The following is a 19,445-nucleotide window of genomic DNA, read 5'->3' as shown; positions in this document are numbered from 1 at the left end:
CTCCCCCCCTGCTCCGCAGGGTCCCCTCCCCCGCAGAGGGGGGAGGGACGCGCGGGCGGCCGCCCATCCCTACTTCGCCGCCCCGATCTCGACCGAGCCGAACGCGGTGCGGCCGAAGCGTTCGGGGCGGTACATGTCCTCGATGGTCGCGCCGGGATGGACGTAGGTGCCGGGCGAGACCGCGCGCACGGTGTAGGCGGCGGTGAAGAAGGCCGACTGCTCGGGCGAGCGGTCGTAGGCGGCCACGAAGCGGTCGTCGCGGAACTCGGTGTGGACCGGCTGCACGTCGGACTTCGCGAAGGCGAGGCCGGTGAGCGCGTCGGCGTCGAGGAGCTTCGGGTTGTCGATCTCGAGGCCCGCGGGCAGGTGGTCGACCAGCAGCAGGCGGCCGGCGCTGGCCTTGGCCTCCGTCACCTTCAGCACCACCACGAGGCGGTCGTTCTGGCGGATGCCGCGGGCGGGGTCGACGACGCTGCCGTCGAGGCGGTGATAGCTCCGCTCGATGGCGTAGCCGCGCGCGTCGGCCGGCTCGGGCGACACGGGATTGCCCGAGACGCCGACCACCACCTGCACCGGCGCCCGGCCGGTGTTGGCGATCGCCACCGGCCGCTCCAGCGCCGCCGCCCGGTAGCTCCGCGCCAGCGGGCCGGCCTGGGGCGCGCCGTCGACGGTGAAGGACAGCGCGTCGGCTTCCTGCGTCAGGCCCTGGGCCGCCAGCACCATCCAGGTGTTCTCCTGCGTGCTGGTGACCCGCCCGGAGGCGCGCTCCTCGACAAGCACCGCGGAGACCGGTGTCAGCGCGGCCTGCGAGAAACCGGTCTCGGCGGCGAGCGCCAGCAGGCCGGCGCCGTCGCGCAGGCGCGAGCCGTAATCGGCGCGGTAGCTCTGCCTGTCGCGCTCGGACCGGAGCGCCGTCAACGCGGACTCCATCGCCTTGGCGGCGCGGCCGCGGTCGCCGAGGAGCGCCAGGGCCGCCGCGATCTGCGCCCGCCCGAGGGGGGTGGCGAAGTCGGCGAGCTTGGTGTCGGCGAGGTAGCGGAGGTCCCCCATCACCGGGCGGCCGTTCCGGGCCAGCACGTAGGCCGCGTAGGCGAGGTCGGTGCCGCCGTCGCGCACCTCCGTGGTGTTGGCGACCGCGTTGCGCAGGCGGTCGAGGGCTTGGCCGAACGCCACCTGCGGCACGGCGAAGCCGCGCTCGCGGGCCCGCGTCAGGAAGTCGGTGACGTAGGCCGACAGCCAGAGGTCGTTCGACCCCTGCGCCGACCACAGCCCGAAATCGCCGCTCGCATCCTGGCGCGACAGCACCCGCTCGATCGCCTCGCGGATGCGGGCGTCGACGGTGTCGTCGAGGGCCAGCCTGTCCTTGGCCGCGAGCGCGTTGACGTAGAGCAGCGGCATCGCCCGACTCACCACCTGCTCGGAGCAGCCGTAGGGGTAGCGGTCCAGCGCCAGCAGCAGCGCCGGCACGTCGATGCCCGGCAGCGCGCCGGCCGCCACCGAGACGGTGCCGGTGCCGGGCAGGATGTCGGCGAGCAGGTCCCCGGAGAGCTGTAGGCTCGCGCCGGGCGCCAGCGTGCGCACCTCGCGCCGCACCAGCGCGCCGGTGCCGGGCGAGACGGGAAGCGTGAAGCGCTGGCCGACGCCCGCGGCGAGGCCCGGGCCGGAGAGCGTCAGGTCGAGGCTCGCGGTGCCGGGCCCGGCCGCGGTGATCTGCACCACGAGCTGCCCCTTGGCGCCCGCCTCCAGCCGCATCGTCGTGCGCACCGCCTGCGCCCCGACCAGCACCGGCCCCGACAGGTCGAGGTCGAGGGTGTAGTCGCCGCCCTGCCCCTCGACGTTGTCGAGCGCCAGGAAGACGCGGGAGCGGTCGCCGGCATTGAGGAAGCGCGGCAGCGTGCCGGTGACGACCACGGGATCGCGCACGATCACGTCGGCCGAGGCCTGGCCGACGCGGCTGCCGCTCCAGGCGGTGACCATCACCCGCGCGGTGCCGTTGAATGCCGGCACCGGGAAGGTGACGCTGGCGCTGCCGTCGGGGGCCACCGTCACCACGCCGGAATAGAGCGCGAGCGGCGCCTGGGTCGGCGGCGCGTCGGCCAGCTCCCCGCCGGCGCCGTCGCCGCCGGAGCGGATCGCGCCCAGCGTGCCCTGCATCCCGTCGATCAGGTACCCGTAGAGGTCGCGGATCTCGGGTCCGAGCGCCTTCTGGCCGAGGAAGTAGGCGACCGGGTTCGGCGCCTCGTAGCGGGTGAGGTTGAGGATGCCGACGTCGACCATCGCCACGGTGACGCGGGCCGCCTCGCCGGCCTTGAGCCCCGCGAGCCGGATCGGCAGGGTCAGGTCCTGGCGCGGGCGCGTCTTCTCCGGGGCCTCGACCGAGACCGTCAGCGCCCGCTCGGCCCGGTCGACCGAGAACCACGCCAGCCCCAGCGCCCGGCCCGGCAGGCGCTTGGCGGCCTGGTCAAGCGGCCGGTAGGCGGTGGCGACGAGATAGGCGCCGGCGCCCCACTCGGCCTTGACCGGGATCGACACCGTGACGCCGCCCTCCGGCACGTCCACGTCGAGCACCGCCTGCAGCCGGTCGCCGACCACCGTGACGGTGGCGCGGCCCTTGAAGCGCGGGTTCAGCCGCGCCTGGAGGGTGTCGCCGGCCGTGTAGGCCGCCTTGTCGAGGGTGAGGTCGAGGAGGTCGGGCACCTCGGCCGTCTCCGAGCCGCTCCAGCCGACGCTGAAGCTGACGGAGGCCGCAGCCCCCGGCCGGCCCGGCGCGCTGACCTCGAGGCGGTACTTCCCGAAGCCGAGCGCCCGGGCCACCTTGGCCGGCGCGTCGGCCTTCAGGTCGAGGGTGCCGTCGGCGACCCGGCGCACGGACTTCACCGGCTCGAACGACCAGCGGCCGTCGGCGCGATACCATTGGTAGGTCTGCTCCAGCCGCGACAGCGTCCAGGTCGCGCCGGCCTGCGCCAGGCGCGTGCCGTCGGGCGCGGCCATCACCACGTCGAAGCCGGCGGTGCCGCCGACGGGCAGGTCGTCGCCAAAGCCCTTGCGGATCGCCAGAACCGGGCCCTCGGGCAGGATCGGCAGGGTGAGGCTGCGCGACAGCGCCCGCCCGCCGGGCTCGCCGACCGCGAGCGTGATCTTGGCCTCGACCGGGCGCGGCGCGGCCAGCGCCTGCACCGGCACCGCGACCACGGCCTCGCCCTTGGCGTCGGTGGCGGCGCGCGCCTCGATCTCCTGGGTCGAGGCCTCGATCGCCTCGTCGTCGAGCCCGACCGAGAAGCCGTCCAGGCCCTTGATGCCGCTCGCGGCCGCCGCCTGCACGGTGACGCTGCCCGAGACGTCGAGGCCCGAGCCCGGCGCGCCGTAGAGGTAGCGCGCCGCCACAGCGACCCGGGCGGCCTCGCCCCGGCGCAGGCTCGGCTGCTCGGGCTTCAGCGTCACCTCGAGCCGCTCGGGGACGTAGTCCTCGAGCAGGAACGAGGCCTCGCCGACGGCGGGCGCCTTCGGATCGGTGAAGGCCTGGATCAGCCAGGTGCCGTGCATCGCGCCCGAGAGCAGCGGCAGCGGCAGGGCGCGCCCGCCGAGGCCCTGGTCGGCCACCGAGACGCGGCGGTACTCGACGCCGTCGGGGCGCTTGACCACCAGGGTCAGCGGCAGGCTCGGCACCGCCTTGCCCTGCCCGTCGCGGAGGAGCGCGGTGATCTGCACGGTCTCGCCGGAGCGGTAGACCCCGCGCTCGGGGAAGACGTAGGCCTCGATCGAGCCGGCGTCGGCCCGGCCCTTCACGCCGCGGTCGGTGAGGTCGAAGGCGGCGAGGTCGAGGTCGAGGAAGCCGTAATCGTCGCCGACCTGCGCCACCACCAGGCTCGGGGCGACGCCGCCCTCGCCGCGGGCGAGCCCCGGATCGAAGGCGGCGTGGCCGCTCGCGTCGGTCCGGCGCGCGGCCAGCACCTCGTTGTTGCGGGCGATCAGGCGGATCTCGGCGTTCGCGACCACCGTCGCGCTGGCGAGCGAGCGCGCGAAGACGTGGACGCCGTCGCGGCCCTTGAAGGCGGTGAGCCCGAGATCGGAGACCACGAACCACTGCGTCGCCTTGGCCTCGTAGCCGCCATCCTCGCCCTCCGCGGTCGCGGCGGTGCCCGAGGCCTGCGCCAGCATCACGTAGAGGCCGGGCTCGAGCCGGCCCACGGCCTGGAGCACCGGGAAGGCGGTGACCGATTCCTGGTTGACCTCGGCCTTGGCCGTGTCGAGCGTGCCCTTCCAGACCTGGACGCCCTTCTGCGCGGCGATGGTCCGGGCGGTGGCGCCGTTGAGCTGGCCCAGGAACTCCTCCGACCGCAGCGACGGCAGCAGGCCGCGGTCGCCGATGCGCAGCACCTCGACGTCGACCTTCGGCGCGTTGACCGAGACCAGCGGCACCCCCGCCTGCCCGGTGCGGGGCAGGACGTAGTTGCGGCCGGTGAAGCGCACCTGGGGGGCGCGGTCGCGGACGTAGACCTCGTAGTCGGCCGACTTCAGCAGGCTCTCGCCCACCGCGGAGGGCAGGCCCTGGCGCACGACGAAGGCGTAGGAGCCGCCGTGCTTCAGCCCGTCGACGCAGACCTGGGAGCCTTCGGCCGTGACCGCGGCGTTGGTCGCGCCCGACACCGCGACGAAGGGGGCGAAGTCGGCCTTGGCCGCCAGCGGCTCGGAGAAGGTGAAGCACACCCGCGGGGCGGCGGCGTCGGCGTCGACCTTGTAGTCGAGGATGCGGAAACCGTGCTCGGCGCGCATCGTCTCGTAGGCCTCGCGCACGGACGCCACGTCGTTCAGGGCCAGGCTCGCCCCGTAGGCTTCGAGCGCCGGGCGCCACTCCGCCCGGCCGCCCTGGATCTCGGCGAGCAGCGCCAGGGCCTCGGCCGCCTCGGGCGCGGTCCGCGCGCGCTGGTAGGCCTGGTAGGCGGCGGCCGGGGCCCGGCCGCGCAGGCGCGCGCGGCCCTCGTAATCCTTGTTCTCGTCGTCGCCGGCGACCGCGTCGGCCGCCCGCGCGTAGCCGAGCCAGGCCTGGACGTCGGACGGGTCGGCCGCCACCGCGGCGGCGAAGGGCGGCAGCGCCTCGGCGGCCTTCTCGTCGGCGAGCAGCGCCTCGGCGGCGCGGCGGGATTGACCGGGCCCCTTGAGCGCGCCGGCGGCCTCGCCCTTCAGCGACGTTTCGAGCCGCACGGCCGCGCTCGCCAGCCCCTCGCGCACGAAGGTCCTTGCGATCGCCGGTGCGGGCCGGGCCGCGGGCGCCGGCCTGGGGACGGCACGGGCGGCGGGCGCCGGCGCCTGCGCGAAGGACGGCGTCGTCGACGGCGCCGCGATCAGGAGCCCGGCCAGCAGGCCGATCCGACGCCCGAACCCCGATCCCAGCATGATCGTCCTCGCCCTGTCGCGCCGGTCGGCCCCTCGGGGCCGACCGGCGATTCGCGTGGCGCAAATGCCGGGCGGACCGTAGCACCCGCCCCGCCGGCCGCAATCAGCGCGGGGCCGCCGTCGGCCCCGTCCCGCCAAAAATCGGGTCCGCGGCGGCGGCGTCGACGATGACCGCCGCATCCTCCGGCAGCAGGAAGCCCTGGGCCTCGGCCTCCCGGGCGGCCTCGCGCACCCGGTTCACGTAGTCGGCCTGGCTCCGGTAGCGCTCGGCCAGCGACGGCGGGCCGCCCTCGGTCGCCCGTCGCGGGAAGGGCCGGTAGGCGCCGACGAGCGAGCAGGTGAAGGTGGACAGCGGCGCGTTCTGCAGGCCGTGGACGCCGAGCGGCGCCGCGATGTCGGGCAGGCGCACGCCGCCGACGGGATTGCCGTCGGCGTCGCGCCGCGGCACCTGGACGACCGCCCCCTGCAGGGTCCTGGGCGCCTGCAGCACGCTCGCGTCGCCGGTGGCCGGCACCAGCGGCATCAGCCGGGTCCCGGGCGGGGCGAGGTTTTGCGCGACCCAGCCGTCGAGGCGCTGGAGCGTGGCCCGGGCCACGGGAGCCCAGTCGAGGCGGCCCGGCGGCAGGCTGCAGGCCTCGGCCCGGACCACGGTGACGTGCGAGGCGCCGGCGACGTCGTACATCCGGACGTTGGCCGGCAGCGCGAGGTCTTCGGTGCCGGTGGCGCCGGTGCGGCCGAGCGAGGCGCGCAGCGACGCGTAATCCGTGGTCGAATTCAGGAGCATCGCCTTCGGCGCCACCTCGCCCCGCGCCTCGGCCGCGGCGACGATCGCGCCGATGGTCAGCGGCCCGTCGTGGACGCCGGGAAACTCCGGATCGGCAAAATTCGGCGCGCCGTCGGCGCTCGATCCCGGCCCGGTGCCCGATCGCAGGATCGGCAGCAGCCCCGCGCCCGAGACGAAGACGTGCATCCCGTCGAAGACGCGCCGGCCGTCGGCGCGGTTGAAGCCGTGCAGCAGGAAGGTCTTCAGGAAGCGCCCGTCCTGCGACTTGCCGGTGGCGAGCGTCCGGCTCACGCTGCCGGCGAGCGGGTTCGGCGTGCCCGCGGCATCGGCCGCCGCGTGGGCGAGGAAGTCGGCCGTATCGCGCACGATGGCGAAGCCGACCCCCTCGACGAAGCGCCGCTGTCCCTCGCCGTCGGTGAAGGACGGCAGGTCGGCGCCCTGGCCGAGCTCCCAGTACACCTCGGCGACCCGGTAGCCGCGATCCTCCAGGAAGCCGGTGCCGGCATCGAGGTTGCCCGACGCCATCGGCAGCGCCCGCGGGCTGTTGTAGAGCGCGTGGGCGTAGGCCTTGCCGCGATTGGGCACGTCGACCAGCAGCGCGCCGTTGCCGGCGGCCGCATCGACCGGCAGGAACAGGATCACCCGCGCCGCGTACTCGACCCTGCCGGCGGCGTTGCGCGTCGCCCTGTCGAGATCGGGAATGCCGGCCTCGCCGGGCGCCAGATCGCCGACGACGCGCCCCTCCCAGCGCGCATAGGCCCCCGCCGCGAACGTGCCGTAGGGCTGCTTGGACGCGATCTCCAGGCGGACGACCCTGGCCTCGGCCGCGCCCGCGCCGAGGGCGAGGAGGAGGGCTGCGGCGTGGAGGATGTGTGGCATGGGAACCCCTCGTTTCGGCAGAGCCTGACGCCGTCGCGGCGTGCCGGCCGGGGGGACGATCCGGGGGCGGATGGAACCGCGCTCGGCGCTCGATCCCGACATGGAACGCCCGATGCGCGCGGCCGTCACTTCCGCAGCGGCACGCCCTTCGTGGTGAAACGCGGCGCGCCCGGATGGCGCCCGGGTCGCGGCTGGCCGCCCGCCTTGCCCAGGCCCGTTCCCGGCGGCTGCGAGAGCGGGACGAGCTGGTCCGGCCGCGGCCCGATGAGATCCGCGCGGCCCATCGCCCGCAGCGCCTCGCGCAGCAGGGGCCAGTTCTCGGGGTCGTGGTAGCGTAGGAACGCCTTGTGCAGCCGGCGCTGGCGCATCCCCTTGATCGCGTCGACCGGCTCGCTGCCGCCGCGCCGCACGCCCTGCAACGGATTGATCTCGGTGTGGTACATCGTCGTGGCGGTCGCCATCGGCGAGGGCAGGAACGTCTGCACCTGATCGGCGCGGTAGTCGTTCTTCTTGAGCCAGACGGCGAGGTTCATCATGTCCTGGTCGGTCGTGCCCGGATGGGCCGCGATGAAGTACGGGATCAGGTAGTATTTCTTGCCGGCCTTCTCGGCGGCCGCGTCGAACATCTCCTTGAAGCGGTCGTAGGTGCCGATCCCCGGCTTCATCATCAGGTCGAGGGGGCCGCGCTCGGTGTGCTCGGGGGCGATCTTCAGCCGGCCGCCGACGTGATGGGTCACGAGCTCCTCGACGTATTCGGGGCTCCGGACCGCGAGGTCGTAGCGCACGCCGGAGGCCACCATCACCTTTTTGACGCCCTTGACCTCGCGGACCTTGCGATAGAGCCGGATCAGGTCGTCGTGCGAGGTGTTCAGGTTCGGGCAGATGTCCGGGAAGACGCAGGACGGCAGCCGGCACGCCGCCTCGATCTTCGGGTCCTTGCAGGCCATCCGGTACATGTTCGCCGTCGGCCCGCCGACATCCGAGATCACGCCGGTGAAGCCCGGGGTCTTGTCGCGGATCCGCTCGATCTCGCGCAGGATCGAGCCTTCCGACCGGTTCTGGATGACGCGGCCCTCGTGCTCGGTGATCGAGCAGAAGGTGCAGCCGCCGAAGCAGCCGCGCATGATCGTCACGGAGAACTTGATCATGTCCCAGGCGGGGATCTTCGCGTCGCCGTAGGCGGGATGGGGGGCGCGGGCGTAGGGCAGGTCGTAGACCGCATCCATCTCCTCGCTGGAGAGCGGGATCGGCGGCGGGTTCAGCCACAGGTCGCGGTCGCCGTGGCGCTGGACGAGGGGGCGGGCGTTGCCGGGGTTGGCCTCCCGGTGCAGCACCCGCGAGGCGCGGGCATAGGCCTCCTTGTCGTCCTTGACCTCGTCGTAGGCGGGGAGCCGGATCACGGTCTCGCCGGGGCGGCGGCTGGCGGCCTCGTCGGCCGAATCGAGGTCGTCGGCGGGCAGCTCGGCGTAGTGCGCGGGCACGCGGCGGAACAGGGCGACGCCCCGGACGGAGTCCAGCTCGTGCGGCGCCGCGCCGGCCGCGAGGCGGTTCGCCACCTCGACCACGGCGCGCTCGGCATTGCCGTAGAGCAGCAGGTCGGCCTTCGCATCCGCGAGGATCGAGCGGCGCACCTTGTCGGACCAGTAATCGTAATGGGCGATGCGGCGGAGCGAGGCCTCGATGCCGCCGAGGATGATCGGCACGTCCTTGTACGCCTCGCGGCAGCGCTGCGTGTAGACGATGGTCGAGCGGTCCGGGCGCCGGCCGCCCTCCCCGCCCGCGGTGTAGGCGTCATCGTGGCGCAGGCGACGGTCCGCCGTGTAGCGGTTCACCATCGAGTCGAGATTGCCGCCGGTGACGCCGAAGAACAGCGCCGGCCGGCCCAGGGCCTTGAACGGCTCCGCCGATTGCCAGTCGGGCTGCGCGATGATGCCGACCCGGAATCCCTGCGCCTCGAGCAGCCGGCCGATGATGGCCATGCCGAAGCTGGGATGGTCGACATAGGCGTCGCCCGTCACCAGGACGATGTCGCAGGATTCCCACCCGAGCGCGTCCATCTCGGCGCGGCTCATGGGCAGGAACGGCGCCGCCGCCTTGGAAGACGGCCGCTTGCAGGCGAGGGGAGCCGGGGATCGACTCGCGGAAGCTTGGAGGAGGTCCATGGGGCCCGTGCATAGACCGCCGGGGCCGCGACCTCAACGAACGGCGCGGCGGGTCATCACGGACCAGCCCGCCCCCTACCCCTCCTCGCCCGGCATCGCCGTCGGCCAGTCGACGATCCGGTCCGGGAGCTCGTCGTCGGAGAACTCCTCCTCGTTGCCGGCCATCCGGCCGCGGATCGAGATGCCGGCGTCGTGGACGCTGTTGCGCGAGCCCGAGATCAGCGGGTGCCAGTCGAACAGCGGCTCGCCGTCGCGGACCAGGCGGTAGGCGCAGGTGGGCGGCAGCCACGGGATCGTGCGCACCGCCTCCGGCGTGAGGCGGACGCAGTCCGGCACGCGGACCTGGCGCTTGGCGTAGTCGCGGCAGCGGCAATGGTGGCCGTCGAGCAGCGTGCAGCCGACGTCGGTGTGGTGGACCTCGCCGGTGTCGTCGTCCTCGAGCTTGAGCAGGCAGCAGCGGCCGCAGCCGTCGCACAGGCTCTCCCACTCGGCCGGCGTCATCGCATCGAGGGATTTCTCCCGCCAGAACGGCAGGGCGGCACCCGCGGGGGCGGGCTTGGGGTTCCCCATCGGGAACACCTCTCGTGTCTCAAGGGCTGAAGCGCTCTCCTGTGCCGCATGGGCGCCGGCCGCGCAACCTCGCCCCGGCGCCGCCCCAATCCCGCATCAAGACTGACGCGACCTTTCTCGGGCGCCCGCCGGACCCATCGCCGCGAGGGCCGCGTTCCATCTCGCGAAAGGCCCCGCGGCTTGGTAGAGAGGGGCACGGCCCCGTCGTCCGCGGGTCCGTCGAGGCGTCTCTAGGAGCCGGAACCCCGTCGTGCGCCTGCTGAACGTCTCTCGTCTCCTCACCCGCATCAGGCACGCGTCGCTGGCCTTCGACGCGTGGGTCAATGCGGGCCTCTACGACAGCGGCGTCTCCGGCGGCGCGGCCTACGGCCGCTTCCAGGAGCGGATGAAGGTCTTCGCCTTCCGCGGCTGGAAGCGGGTCGCGCTCGACCTGACGAGCGAAGCCACGACGCTCGGCACCGGGGCTGCGATCCTGATGCTGGCGATGGCGCAGCCCGCCTTCAACCTCACCAGCGACAACTGGCTGAAGCAGCAGGACCTCGCGGTCACCTTCCTCGACCGCTACGGCACCGAGGTCGGGCGGCGCGGGATCAAGCACGACGACTCGCTCAAGCTCGACGAATTCCCCGACATCATGATCAAGGCCCTGGTCTCGACCGAGGACCGCCGCTTCTACGAGCACTGGGGCATCGACCCGATCGGCACGATGCGGGCGCTGGTCAACAACTCGCGCGGCGGCGGCAACACCCAGGGCGGCTCGTCGATCACGCAGCAGCTCGCCAAGAACCTGTTCCTCACCAACGAGCGCTCGCTGGAGCGCAAGATCAACGAGGCCTTTCTGGCCCTGTGGCTCGAGAGCCACCTGACCAAGAACGAGATCCTGAAGCTCTACCTCGACCGCGCCTACATGGGCGGCGGCACCTTCGGCGCGGTGGCGGCGGCGGACTACTATTTCGGCAAGCCGCTGAAGGACATCAGCCTGGCCGAGGCCGCGATGCTGGCCGGCCTGTTCAAGGCGCCGAGCAAGTACGCGCCGAGCGTCAACCTTCCGGCGGCCCGCGCGCGCGCCGTCGACGTGCTGCACAACATGGTCGAGGCCGGCTTCGTCACCGAGGGGCAGATCCAGACGGCGCTGCGCAACCCGGCGACGCCGGTGACGCGCACCCGCGACATCACCGCCGACTACTACCTCGACTGGGCCTTCGGCGAGATCAAGGCCATGGCCGACGCGGGCAAGTTCAAGAGCGACCGGGTGCTGACGGTGAAGACGCCGCTCGACCTCGGCATCCAGAAGCGCGCCGACCAGGTGGTGGCCGACATCCTGCGCAAGTCCGGCGAGGCCTACGACGTCGACGAGGCGGCGATGGTGATCCTCGATCCCGACGGCGCCCTGCGCGCGATGGTCGGCGGCGCCGATTACGGCGAGAGCCAGTTCAACCGCGCCACCGACGCGCTGCGCCAGCCCGGCTCGTCGTTCAAGCCCTACGTCTACGCGGCGGCGCTGAGCTCGGGCCTGTTCCGGCCGGACACGGTGGTCGTCGACAGCCCCGTCTGCCTCGGCAACTGGTGCCCGCAGAATTACGGCCGCTCCTATTCCGGGCGCCAGCCGATGTGGCTCGCGGTGGCCAAATCGATCAACACGATCCCGATCAAGGTCTCGATCGCCATCGGCAAGGGCCTCGGGATCAAGGGCGACTTCCCGGCGGCGAAGGCGGGCCGCGCCAAGATCATCGACACGGCCCACCGCATGGGCATCACCACCCCGCTGGTCGATTCCGTCTCGCTGCCGATCGGCTCGGCCGAGGTGACGGTGATCGACCAGGCCGCGGCCTACGCGGTGTTCGCCAACGGCGGGCGCAAGGCGAAGCCCTACGCGGCCTCCGAGGTGAAGAACTCCAGCGGCGAGGTGATCTACCGGCACGACGACGAGAAGCCCGAGCAGGTGCTCTCGACCCAGGTCGTGGCCGACATGAACTACATGCTGAACAAGGTGGTCGAGGAGGGCACCGGCCGCCGCGCGCAGCTCGAGGGCATGAAGGTCGCGGGCAAGTCCGGCACCACGAACGCCTACCGCGACGCGTGGTTCGTCGGCTACACCGGCAACTACGTCGCCGCGGTCTGGTTCGGCAACGACGACCACACCTCGACCAACAAGATGACCGGCGGCTCGCTCCCCGCCTCCGCCTGGCACGACGTGCTCGAGGTCGCCCACCAGGGCATCGAGCTCAAGCCCCTGCCGGGGCTCAAGGCCCCGAACGCCGCCGCCGCCCAGGCCGCCGCCGCCGCCCCGACCGATCCGGCCGCGACCAGCTACGGCAAGCTCTCGCGCCGGAGCTTCGAGGTGATCGGCGGCCTCAACGGCCTGTTCCGCACCGTCGAGCGGGCCCGGCCCGATGCGGGCGAGGCCAAGCCCGCCGCCGGCGAGCCGCGCCCGGGCGCGAGCCTGGCGCCGGCCGCCACGACCCGCGACGTCGCCGAAGGCACCCGCTCCGTCGGCGGCCGCTTCGAGACCCGGTGACGGCCATGGCGTCGGGCATCGATCCGGCCGCGACGGCGGTCGCGCCGCAGGCCGCGGACGCGCGGCGCGAGCCGAGCCCGCGGCAAGGCACCGACAGGGGCACGGACAGGGGCACCGGCACGGCCGCCGGCCGTCTGCGGAAGCTCGCCTCCGGTGCCTCGCCGGCCGCGCTCGCCCTCTACGCGCTCGCGCTCGGCGCCGGCCTCGGGCTTGCCAGCGCCGACTGGGCGACGCGGGGCGGCTACCCGTTCGGCGGCGTCACGGTGGGGGCCTGGACCGCGTGGCCGCGGGCCGGCTCGACCGCGGCCGACCCCTATACCCGCGCCGTCAACGCCCGCCGGGGCGAGGTGCCGCTCGCGGTCGGCGAGGGGCTGCTGCTCACCGCCGCGGTCGACGATGCCGGGCGGGCGCTCGACGCGACCTGCACCTACCGCATCGCCGGCGTCACCCCGCCGGCCCGCGCCTGGACGCTGACGGTGGCCGGCCGCGGCGCGCCCGAGCCCGGCCGCCAGCCGGTACGCGAGGGCTTCACCGCCACCGAGATCCTGCGCGAGGCCGACGGGCGCTTCGCGATCCTCCTCGGCCCCGAGGTCGAGCCCGGCAACTGGCTGCCGAGCCCGCGCGCCAGCGGGCCGATCCGGCTGGCGCTGCGCCTCTACGACACCCCCGTGGCCGCCAGCGCCGGGACGCTCGACCGCGACGCCGTCCCGGCCATCACCCGGACGGGATGCGCCTCGTGAACCTGCGCGTCATCTACGCCACCGCCTGCGGGCTGGCGCTCGCCGGCATCGTCCACGTGGCGACGGTGCTCGCGATTCCCGCCCTGTCGGAGACCGACGCCCTCACCCGCGCCCGCTCCAGCGAGAGCCTGGAGCACCCGCAGCGGGTCTACACGCTGGCGACCCACGGCGAGGCGGCGCCGGCCGAGGCGTGGCTGCCGATCCCCGACCCGTCGGTCGCAGTCGGCGTCTGCGCCTACGACCTGGACGACGGCCCGATGCGGGTCTCGGCCCGCACCGGCGCGATGATGCTGTCGCTGGCGGTGCACGGGCGGAAGGGCGCCTTCTACGCGGTGACCGACCAGGCGGCGGTGCGCGGCGCCCTCGACCTCGTGGTGCTGACCCGGGCGCAGTACGACGCGGCGCTCGCCAGCGACGACGAGAACGAGCCGAGCCGCGACGTGCGGATCGTCGCCCCGAGCGACCAGGGATTCGTCGTGGTCCGCGTCATCGCCGCCCTGCCGAGCCAGCGGCAGGCCGCCAACGACGCGGTGCAGGCGGTCTCCTGCACCACCGACAGCCCGGACGAGCCGGATCCCGACCCGGCGCCGGCCAGCGCGTCGCCGGCGAGCCCGCCGCCCGCAAGTCCCTCGCCGACAAGCCCGCCGCCGGCCGGCCGGGCCAAGCCGAACGGCTGACGTGGAGCCGAACGGCCGACGTCACGCCGTCGGCGCCGGCCGCTTCCGCGCGAAGTAGGCCCGGCGCTCGGCCTCCGACCGGTTCACGGCGGCGCGGACCTGCAGCAGGTCCTTGCGCGTGACGAGCCCAACCAGCGCGCCGGTCTCCGCATCGGTCACCGGCAGGCGGCCCTGGCCGGTCGTCAGCATCAGGTCGACGGCGTGCGCCGCGACGTCGCCCGGATGGACGACGGCCAGCGACCCATCCGAGACCCGCTCGCTCAGCCGCTCGCCCGCGCGGTTCCCCTCCGCCCGCCACAGCAGCGCGTCGCCGCGGGTGACGAGGCCGACGGGGCGGTGCGCGCCGTCCACCACCGGGTAGGCGTCGTGGCGCCCCGCCTCCACCGCCGCGACCGCCTCGGCGAGCGTCAGGCCGGCGTCGAGCGTCTCGACCGCGGGCACCATCACCGCGGCGACGCGGGTGAGCTCGTAGGGGTCGATGCCGTATTCGCGGGTGATGTGCTGGCCGCGCCGCGCGATCTTCTCCGTCAGGATCGAGCGCTTGAGCAGCAGCACCGTCACCCCGTAGGCGGCCGCCGACGCCGCCAGCAGCGCCGGCAGCGCGTGGACGTCGCCGGTCAGCTCGACGGCGAACAGCGTGCCGGTGAGCGGCGCCCGCATCGTGCCGCCGAGCATCGCCGCCATGCCGAGCAGGGCCCAGAACCCGGGCTCGCCCGGCAGCACCGACCCGACGAGCCAGCCCATCGCCCCGCCGAGGATCAGCAGCGGCGCGAGCACGCCGCCCGAGGTGCCGGACGAGAGCGCGACGAGCCAGATCGCCGCCTTGACCAGCAGGATCAGCAGGACGGCCCGGACCAGCATGTGCCCGCCGAGCAGGTCGGCGATGACGTCGTAGCCGACGCCGAGGGCGCGCGGCTCGACCAGCCCGCCGAGGCCGACGGCGAGGCCGCCGAGCGCCGGCCACCACATCCAGTGGATCGGCAGGCGCTCGAACGCGTCCTCGATCCCGTAGAGCAGCGTCGTCAGCACGCCCGAGAGCAGCCCCGCGACGACGCCGACGGCGACGCAGGCGGCGAGCCCCCACCACGGCAGCACCGGGTCGGCGGCGAAGGGGAAGAGCGGGCCGGACCCGAACAGCGCCGGCCGCAGCATCGTGGCGGTGACGGCGGCGGCCACCACCGGGATGAAGCTGCGCGGGCGCCACTCGAACAGCAGCAGCTCCACCGCGAGCAGCACCGCGGCGACCGGCGTGCCGAAGATCGCGGTCATGCCGGCGGCGGCGCCGGCGACGAGGAGCGTCTTCCGCTCGGCGGCGCTCAAGTGGAAGAACTGCGCGAACAGCGAGCCGATGGCGCCGCCGGTCATGATGATCGGCCCCTCGGCGCCGAACGGGCCGCCGGTGCCGATCGAGATCGCGGACGAGACCGGCTTCAGCACGGCGACCTTCGGCGACATGCGGCTGCCGCCGATCAGGATCGCCTCGATCGCCTCGGGAATGCCGTGGCCGCGGATCTTCTCGGAGCCGAACCGCGCCATCAGGCCGATGACCAGGCCGCCGAGCGGCGGCACGCAGACCATCCAGAGCGACGGCGTCGCCCGCGCCAGCGAGGTCGCCGTCGCGTCGACCCGGCCGAACCAGACGAGGTTCGTCACGAAGGCGATCAGCGCGAGCAGGGCCCAGGCCGCGACCGTGCTGCCGAGGCCGATGATCACGGCCATGGCGCAGAGGCGGACGAGGCGTCGGTCGGTCCGGAAATCGCCGAGAGCCCGACGCCCGGCGGGCGCGGCTGGCTGGGTGGCCTGCATGCGGTCGAACCTCCTGTAGGATGCGGTGACGCCCGATATATATCGTAATACGATATATTAAACCCCTGACCGGAGATGCTCGATGGATTCGGATGCGGGGCCCGTCCTCTCGCGGGAGGCCTATGCCGCGATCGCGCGCTTCCGGCTGGAGCTGCGGCGCTTCCTCGCCTTCAGCGAGGCGGCCGCCGGCAAGGTCGGCCTGCCGGCGCAGCAGCATCAGGCGCTGCTGGCGATCGCCGGGCATGACGGGCCGCCCACCGTCGGGTTCGTGGCCGAGCAGCTGCTGATCGCGCCGCAGACCGCGGCGGAGCTGGTCGCGCGCATGGTCGACAAGGGCTTCCTGACCAAGGCCGCTGAGGCCCGGGACCGGCGCCGCATGGCGCTGACGCTGACGCCGAAGGCGATGGCGGTGCTGCAGCAGCTGACGACGGCCCATCTCGCCGAGCTTCAGACGCTGGAGCCGGCGCTGGCCACCGCCCTGGCCACGGCCCTCGACCGCGTGCACGGCCGGCCCGACGCCGGGTGCCCTTGAGGAGCGCCGGGCTTGCGGAACCGGGGCGCTCCGGTCCGAATGCCGGGCGGAGCGGCCGCGGGCCGGCGGCGCGGGAGGACGACCCTGATGATCGAGCTGATCCCGCGGGCGCACCTGTTCGGCAACCCGCTGCGGACCGCCTACCGGATCAGCCGCGACGGGACGCGGCTGGCCTGGCTCGCGCCGGTCGAGGGCGTGCTGAACCTCCGGGTCGGGCCGGCCGGCGACCCGGCTTCCGGCGCGCCGGTGACCGCCGACCGCCACCGCGGCATCCGCGACTACGAATGGGCCTATGACGGGCGCCACCTGCTCTACCTGCAGGACACGGACGGCGACGAGAACCACCGACCCGCTGGCCTACGCGGTCGACCGCGCGCGCCGGCGCTGGCACGTCGCCGACCGGATCCGGGTGCCGCTGCTGATCGCGCAGGGCGCGAACGATCCGCGGGTGCGGCAGGCGGAATCCGACCAGATGGTCGCGGCGCTCGTCGCCAAGCGCATCCCGGTCACCTACCTGCTGTTCCCCGACGAGGGCCACGGCTTCGCCCGGCCGGAGAACAGCCTCGCCTTCCACGCCCGGGCCGAAGCCTTCCTCGGCCGCCACCTCGGCGGCCGCGTCGAGCCGATCCACCGGCACGAGGTTGAGGGACGCGCGATGCGGATCCTGCACGACGATCCGCCGGCCTGAGAACGGTCGCCTGCGCCGCGACGCGATCCCCTCACGAAAGCGTGTGGCGATCCGCAGCCGAATTGTATGGATTTTGTATTCAAACCGGCAACCTTCCGACCGGTACGTTCGTACCGATGGCATGGTCAACGACAACGTGCATTCCCTGCAAGCGATCGCCGACGCCCTCGGGCTGCCCGTGGAAGCCTTCGCGGCCGGAGCGCACGGGGACCGAGCGCAAGGGGCCGGAGAGCGAGAGGCCGGAGCACAGTCGGCCGGCGAGCTCGGCGAGCTGGCGTCCCTGCTGCAGCTCTGGCTCTCGATCCGCGATCCCCAGGCCCGGCGCCGCGTCCTCAACGCGATGCGCGGCGAGGCGGAACGCCCGGGCAGCGGCGGCTGAGCCGGCGCGGGCGGCCGCCGCGCGGACCTTCAGGCGGGCGGGAGGGCGTCGAGCGCGCGGGACAGGTCGGCCAGGAGATCGTCCTCCGCCTCGAGCCCGATCGACAGCCGCAGTAGCCCGTCGGTGATGCCGGCGATCACGCGCGCCTCGGGATCCATCGCCGCATGGGTCATGGTCTCGGCGTGCGAGATCAGGCTCTCGACCCCGCCGAGGGACTCGGCCAGCGTGAACACCCGCAGCACCGCCACGAACCGCCGCACCGCCTCGCGCCCGCCCGCGAGCTCGAAGCTCAGCATGGCGCCGAAGCCGCTCTGCTGCGCCTTGGCGAGGGCGTGGCCCGGATGGGTCTCAAGGCCGGGATAGTACACCGCGGCGACGGCCGGGTGGCCGGCCAGGAACGCGGCGAGACGCCCGGCGGTCTTCTGCTGCTGCTCGATCCGCACGAACAGGGTGCGCACGCCCCGCAGCGTGAGGTAGGCGTCGAACGGCGAGCCGGTGACGCCGATGGTGTTGGCCCAGGCGGCGAGCTCCTCGCCGACCTTGGCGTCGGCCGCGACCACCGCGCCCCCGACCACGTCGGAATGCCCGTTGAGGAACTTGGTCGTCGCGTGCACGACGAGGTCGGCCCCGAGCGCCAGGGGCCGCTGCAGGGCCGGCGACAGGAAGGTGTTGTCGACCACCGAGAGCGCGCCGGCCTCGCGGGCGAGCCCGGTGACGCGGCGGACGTCGACGACGCGCATCAGCGGGTTGCTCGGCGTCTCGATCAGCACGACCTTGGGCCTTCCCGCGAAGGCCGCGGCCAAAGCCGCCGGGTCGTTCTGGTCGACGAAGGCAACCGTGTAGTGCCCGCGCGCGCTGCGCAGGCTGAGCAGGCGGTGCGTGCCGCCGTAGCAATCGTGCGGGGCGATCAGGAGGTCGCCCGGCCGCAGGCTCGACAGCGCCAGGTCGAGGGCCGCCATGCCGCTCGACACCACGACCGCGCGGGCGCCGCCCTCGAGCTTGGCGATGGTGTCGGCGAGCTGGTCGCGCGTCGGGTTGCCCAGCCGCGAGTAGTCGTACGGCCCCGGCTTCTCGAAGGCCGGGAACTTGTAGGTCGTCGAGAGATGGATCGGGGCGATGACGGCGCCGTACGCGGTGTCCGCGGCCACGCCGTTGGTGGCCGCGATCGTGCGCGCTGCTTTCGGTTCGGTCATCGCTTCCCCTCCTCCCGGGAATCGGTCCGCGGTGCGATCCGACGGCCCCGCCGAGGCGTTCTTTATAGAGGACGAAACGATCTTACAACGGAACGTGACGTCGCGCGCCGCCTTTCAGTCCTTCACGACCAGCGGGCGCACCGGCGGCAACGCCGCGGCCCCATCCTCGCCGGGCACGAGGCCGCAGCGGAAGGCGGCCTCGCGCGGGAGCAGCGGGTCGAGCAGCGCGCGGCGGGCGGCGAGCACGCCGATGCTGCGCTCCGCCCCCACGGCCTCCGGGCCGGGCAGCGCGACGACGAGGTGCTCGACCGCGTAGCGGTAGCGCGCGGTGCGCTCGGCCAGTTCGAGCCGGACCCAGGCGATCAGGCATCGGTTCTCGGCCACCCGCATGGCGGCGTTGCGCACGTCGACATCGTCGAGCGCCCTGGCGAAGGGAAGGCTGCGCAGCCGCAGGGCGTCGGCGTCGATCACCCGCGCGGCGATCGCGACGAAGGGCGGGATCAGCCGGGCGTCGGCGGTCGCGTCCTCGGACAGCCGGCGGTAGCGCGAGACCGGCGAGCGGGCGGGCTCGGCGACGAGGGCGTCGTGATAGGCGGCGACGTCCCCCGGGCGCCACGAGGGCGGCAGCACGCGGGCGCGGGTGAGGTTGGCGAGCACGTCGACGAACGCGGCCTCGGGGGCCGCCGGCATCAGGAAGCGCCAGGCGCGCGCGCGCAGCGTCTGCTCCTCGTCGGTCAGCGGGAAGGCGGAGGCCGGCTCCTCGCGCTCGCGGGCGGCCAGCGTCCCGGTGGTCTCGACCAGGCTGTTCCAGGCGCCGGCCTTCGGGCGGCCGAAATCGCCCTCCTGGGCGCAGGCGGCCAGCAGCGCGGCGAGGAGCGCGGCGGTGAGCGCGCAGGTCGCGACCGGGCTCGCGCGGCGCCGGGCGCCGGCGATCGGAATCGGCACGCGCCGGGCCTGACTCGGCCGGGGCTGACTCGGCCGGCCCTGACTTGGCATGGTCCGCCTCGTTCGGGTGTCGATGGGGTGGGACGCGGGGATCGTCGGGCCGGCGGGTCGCCCGCCGGGGGCCGGATCAGGAGGCGAGGCGCTCGTAGCGCACGCCGAGGAACAGCAGGATCTCGCC

Annotated in this window: 13 protein-coding genes; 6 read left to right on the top strand and 7 right to left on the bottom strand. The window is 73.9% G+C overall.

Annotation, left to right across the window (positions count from 1 at the left end; translation table 11 throughout):
- Nucleotides 1-69: 69 nt before the first annotated feature.
- The 4 genes from FV227_RS22445 to FV227_RS22430 all read right to left on the bottom strand — a co-directional run bounded on the left by FV227_RS22445 (nt 70) and on the right by FV227_RS22430 (nt 9,789).
- Complete coding sequence (locus tag FV227_RS22445) at nt 70-5,394, bottom strand: alpha-2-macroglobulin (protein ID WP_147859942.1); 5,325 nt, start codon at nt 5,392-5,394, stop codon at nt 70-72.
- Between the two features lie 103 nt (nt 5,395-5,497).
- Nucleotides 5,498-7,057 carry an alpha/beta hydrolase domain-containing protein gene (locus FV227_RS22440; protein ID WP_147859941.1) on the bottom strand — a complete coding sequence of 520 codons (1,560 nt, stop codon included), beginning with the start codon at nt 7,055-7,057 and terminating at the stop codon, nt 5,498-5,500.
- Between the two features lie 125 nt (nt 7,058-7,182).
- Entirely contained in the window at nt 7,183-9,219 is a 2,037-nt protein-coding gene (locus FV227_RS22435) for a YgiQ family radical SAM protein (protein WP_147728251.1), read from the bottom strand.
- Nucleotides 9,220-9,294: 75 nt separating this feature from the next.
- Nucleotides 9,295-9,789 carry a YcgN family cysteine cluster protein gene (locus FV227_RS22430; RefSeq protein ID WP_147728252.1) on the bottom strand — a complete coding sequence of 165 codons (495 nt, stop codon included), beginning with the start codon at nt 9,787-9,789 and terminating at the stop codon, nt 9,295-9,297.
- Between the two features lie 250 nt (nt 9,790-10,039).
- Between FV227_RS22430 and FV227_RS22425 the strand changes: the two genes are divergently transcribed.
- From FV227_RS22425 to FV227_RS22415, 3 genes are read left to right on the top strand one after another with little or no spacing between them, the layout of a single operon-like run.
- Complete coding sequence (locus tag FV227_RS22425; RefSeq protein ID WP_147859940.1) at nt 10,040-12,307, top strand: PBP1A family penicillin-binding protein; 2,268 nt, start codon at nt 10,040-10,042, stop codon at nt 12,305-12,307.
- Between the two features lie 5 nt (nt 12,308-12,312).
- A complete protein-coding gene (locus FV227_RS22420; protein ID WP_147859939.1) occupies nt 12,313-13,047 on the top strand; it encodes a DUF1214 domain-containing protein in 735 nt (244 codons plus the stop codon).
- Nucleotides 13,035-13,724: a hypothetical protein gene (locus FV227_RS22415; protein WP_243938232.1), complete on the top strand. Its 690-nt coding sequence runs from the start codon at nt 13,035-13,037 to the stop codon at nt 13,722-13,724. The genes FV227_RS22420 and FV227_RS22415 overlap by 13 nt, the downstream gene beginning before the upstream one ends.
- A gap of 21 nt (nt 13,725-13,745) precedes the next feature.
- Here the strand turns inward: FV227_RS22415 and FV227_RS22410 are convergent, their stop codons facing one another.
- Nucleotides 13,746-15,530: a chloride channel protein gene (locus FV227_RS22410; protein WP_147859938.1), complete on the bottom strand. Its 1,785-nt coding sequence runs from the start codon at nt 15,528-15,530 to the stop codon at nt 13,746-13,748.
- Nucleotides 15,531-15,612: 82 nt separating this feature from the next.
- Here FV227_RS22410 and FV227_RS22405 point away from each other — a divergent pair, with 82 nt between their 5' ends.
- The 3 genes from FV227_RS22405 (at nt 15,613) to FV227_RS22395 (ending at nt 17,129) form a co-directional block, all read left to right on the top strand.
- Nucleotides 15,613-16,062 carry a helix-turn-helix domain-containing protein gene (locus tag FV227_RS22405; RefSeq protein WP_147729017.1) on the top strand — a complete coding sequence of 150 codons (450 nt, stop codon included), beginning with the start codon at nt 15,613-15,615 and terminating at the stop codon, nt 16,060-16,062.
- Nucleotides 16,063-16,354: 292 nt separating this feature from the next.
- Nucleotides 16,355-16,750: a prolyl oligopeptidase family serine peptidase gene (locus tag FV227_RS22400; protein ID WP_246686584.1), complete on the top strand. Its 396-nt coding sequence runs from the start codon at nt 16,355-16,357 to the stop codon at nt 16,748-16,750.
- A 121-nt stretch (nt 16,751-16,871) separates the two neighbouring features.
- Complete coding sequence (locus FV227_RS22395; protein WP_147729018.1) at nt 16,872-17,129, top strand: hypothetical protein; 258 nt, start codon at nt 16,872-16,874, stop codon at nt 17,127-17,129.
- A 29-nt stretch (nt 17,130-17,158) separates the two neighbouring features.
- Here FV227_RS22395 and metB read toward each other — a convergent pair whose 3' ends face one another.
- Together metB and FV227_RS22385 are read right to left on the bottom strand one after the other, a co-directional pair.
- On the bottom strand, nt 17,159-18,322 hold the full coding sequence (gene metB, locus FV227_RS22390) for a cystathionine gamma-synthase (protein ID WP_147729019.1): 1,164 nt from the start codon (nt 18,320-18,322) through the stop codon (nt 17,159-17,161).
- A gap of 114 nt (nt 18,323-18,436) precedes the next feature.
- Complete coding sequence (locus tag FV227_RS22385; RefSeq protein WP_246686583.1) at nt 18,437-19,267, bottom strand: hypothetical protein; 831 nt, start codon at nt 19,265-19,267, stop codon at nt 18,437-18,439.
- Between the last annotated feature and the right edge of the window lie 178 nt (nt 19,268-19,445).

Source organism: Methylobacterium sp. WL119 (assembly GCF_008039875.1).
Lineage (GTDB): Bacteria > Pseudomonadota > Alphaproteobacteria > Rhizobiales > Beijerinckiaceae > Methylobacterium.
This window is presented reverse-complemented; position numbering and strand designations above follow the sequence as displayed.

Coding starts and splice junctions, on each gene's coding strand:
- FV227_RS22435 (WP_147728251.1), bottom strand. CDS start 9,219: ATGGACCTCCTCCAAGCTTCCGCGAGTCGATCCCCGGCTCCCCTCGCC.
- FV227_RS22440 (WP_147859941.1), bottom strand. CDS start 7,057: ATGCCACACATCCTCCACGCCGCAGCCCTCCTCCTCGCCCTCGGCGCG.
- FV227_RS22415 (WP_243938232.1), top strand. CDS start 13,035: ATGCGCCTCGTGAACCTGCGCGTCATCTACGCCACCGCCTGCGGGCTG.
- metB (WP_147729019.1), bottom strand. CDS start 18,322: ATGACCGAACCGAAAGCAGCGCGCACGATCGCGGCCACCAACGGCGTG.
- FV227_RS22395 (WP_147729018.1), top strand. CDS start 16,872: ATGGTCAACGACAACGTGCATTCCCTGCAAGCGATCGCCGACGCCCTC.
- FV227_RS22430 (WP_147728252.1), bottom strand. CDS start 9,789: ATGGGGAACCCCAAGCCCGCCCCCGCGGGTGCCGCCCTGCCGTTCTGG.
- FV227_RS22420 (WP_147859939.1), top strand. CDS start 12,313: ATGGCGTCGGGCATCGATCCGGCCGCGACGGCGGTCGCGCCGCAGGCC.
- FV227_RS22445 (WP_147859942.1), bottom strand. CDS start 5,394: ATGCTGGGATCGGGGTTCGGGCGTCGGATCGGCCTGCTGGCCGGGCTC.
- FV227_RS22400 (WP_246686584.1), top strand. CDS start 16,355: ATGACGGGCGCCACCTGCTCTACCTGCAGGACACGGACGGCGACGAGA.
- FV227_RS22410 (WP_147859938.1), bottom strand. CDS start 15,530: ATGCAGGCCACCCAGCCAGCCGCGCCCGCCGGGCGTCGGGCTCTCGGC.
- FV227_RS22405 (WP_147729017.1), top strand. CDS start 15,613: ATGGATTCGGATGCGGGGCCCGTCCTCTCGCGGGAGGCCTATGCCGCG.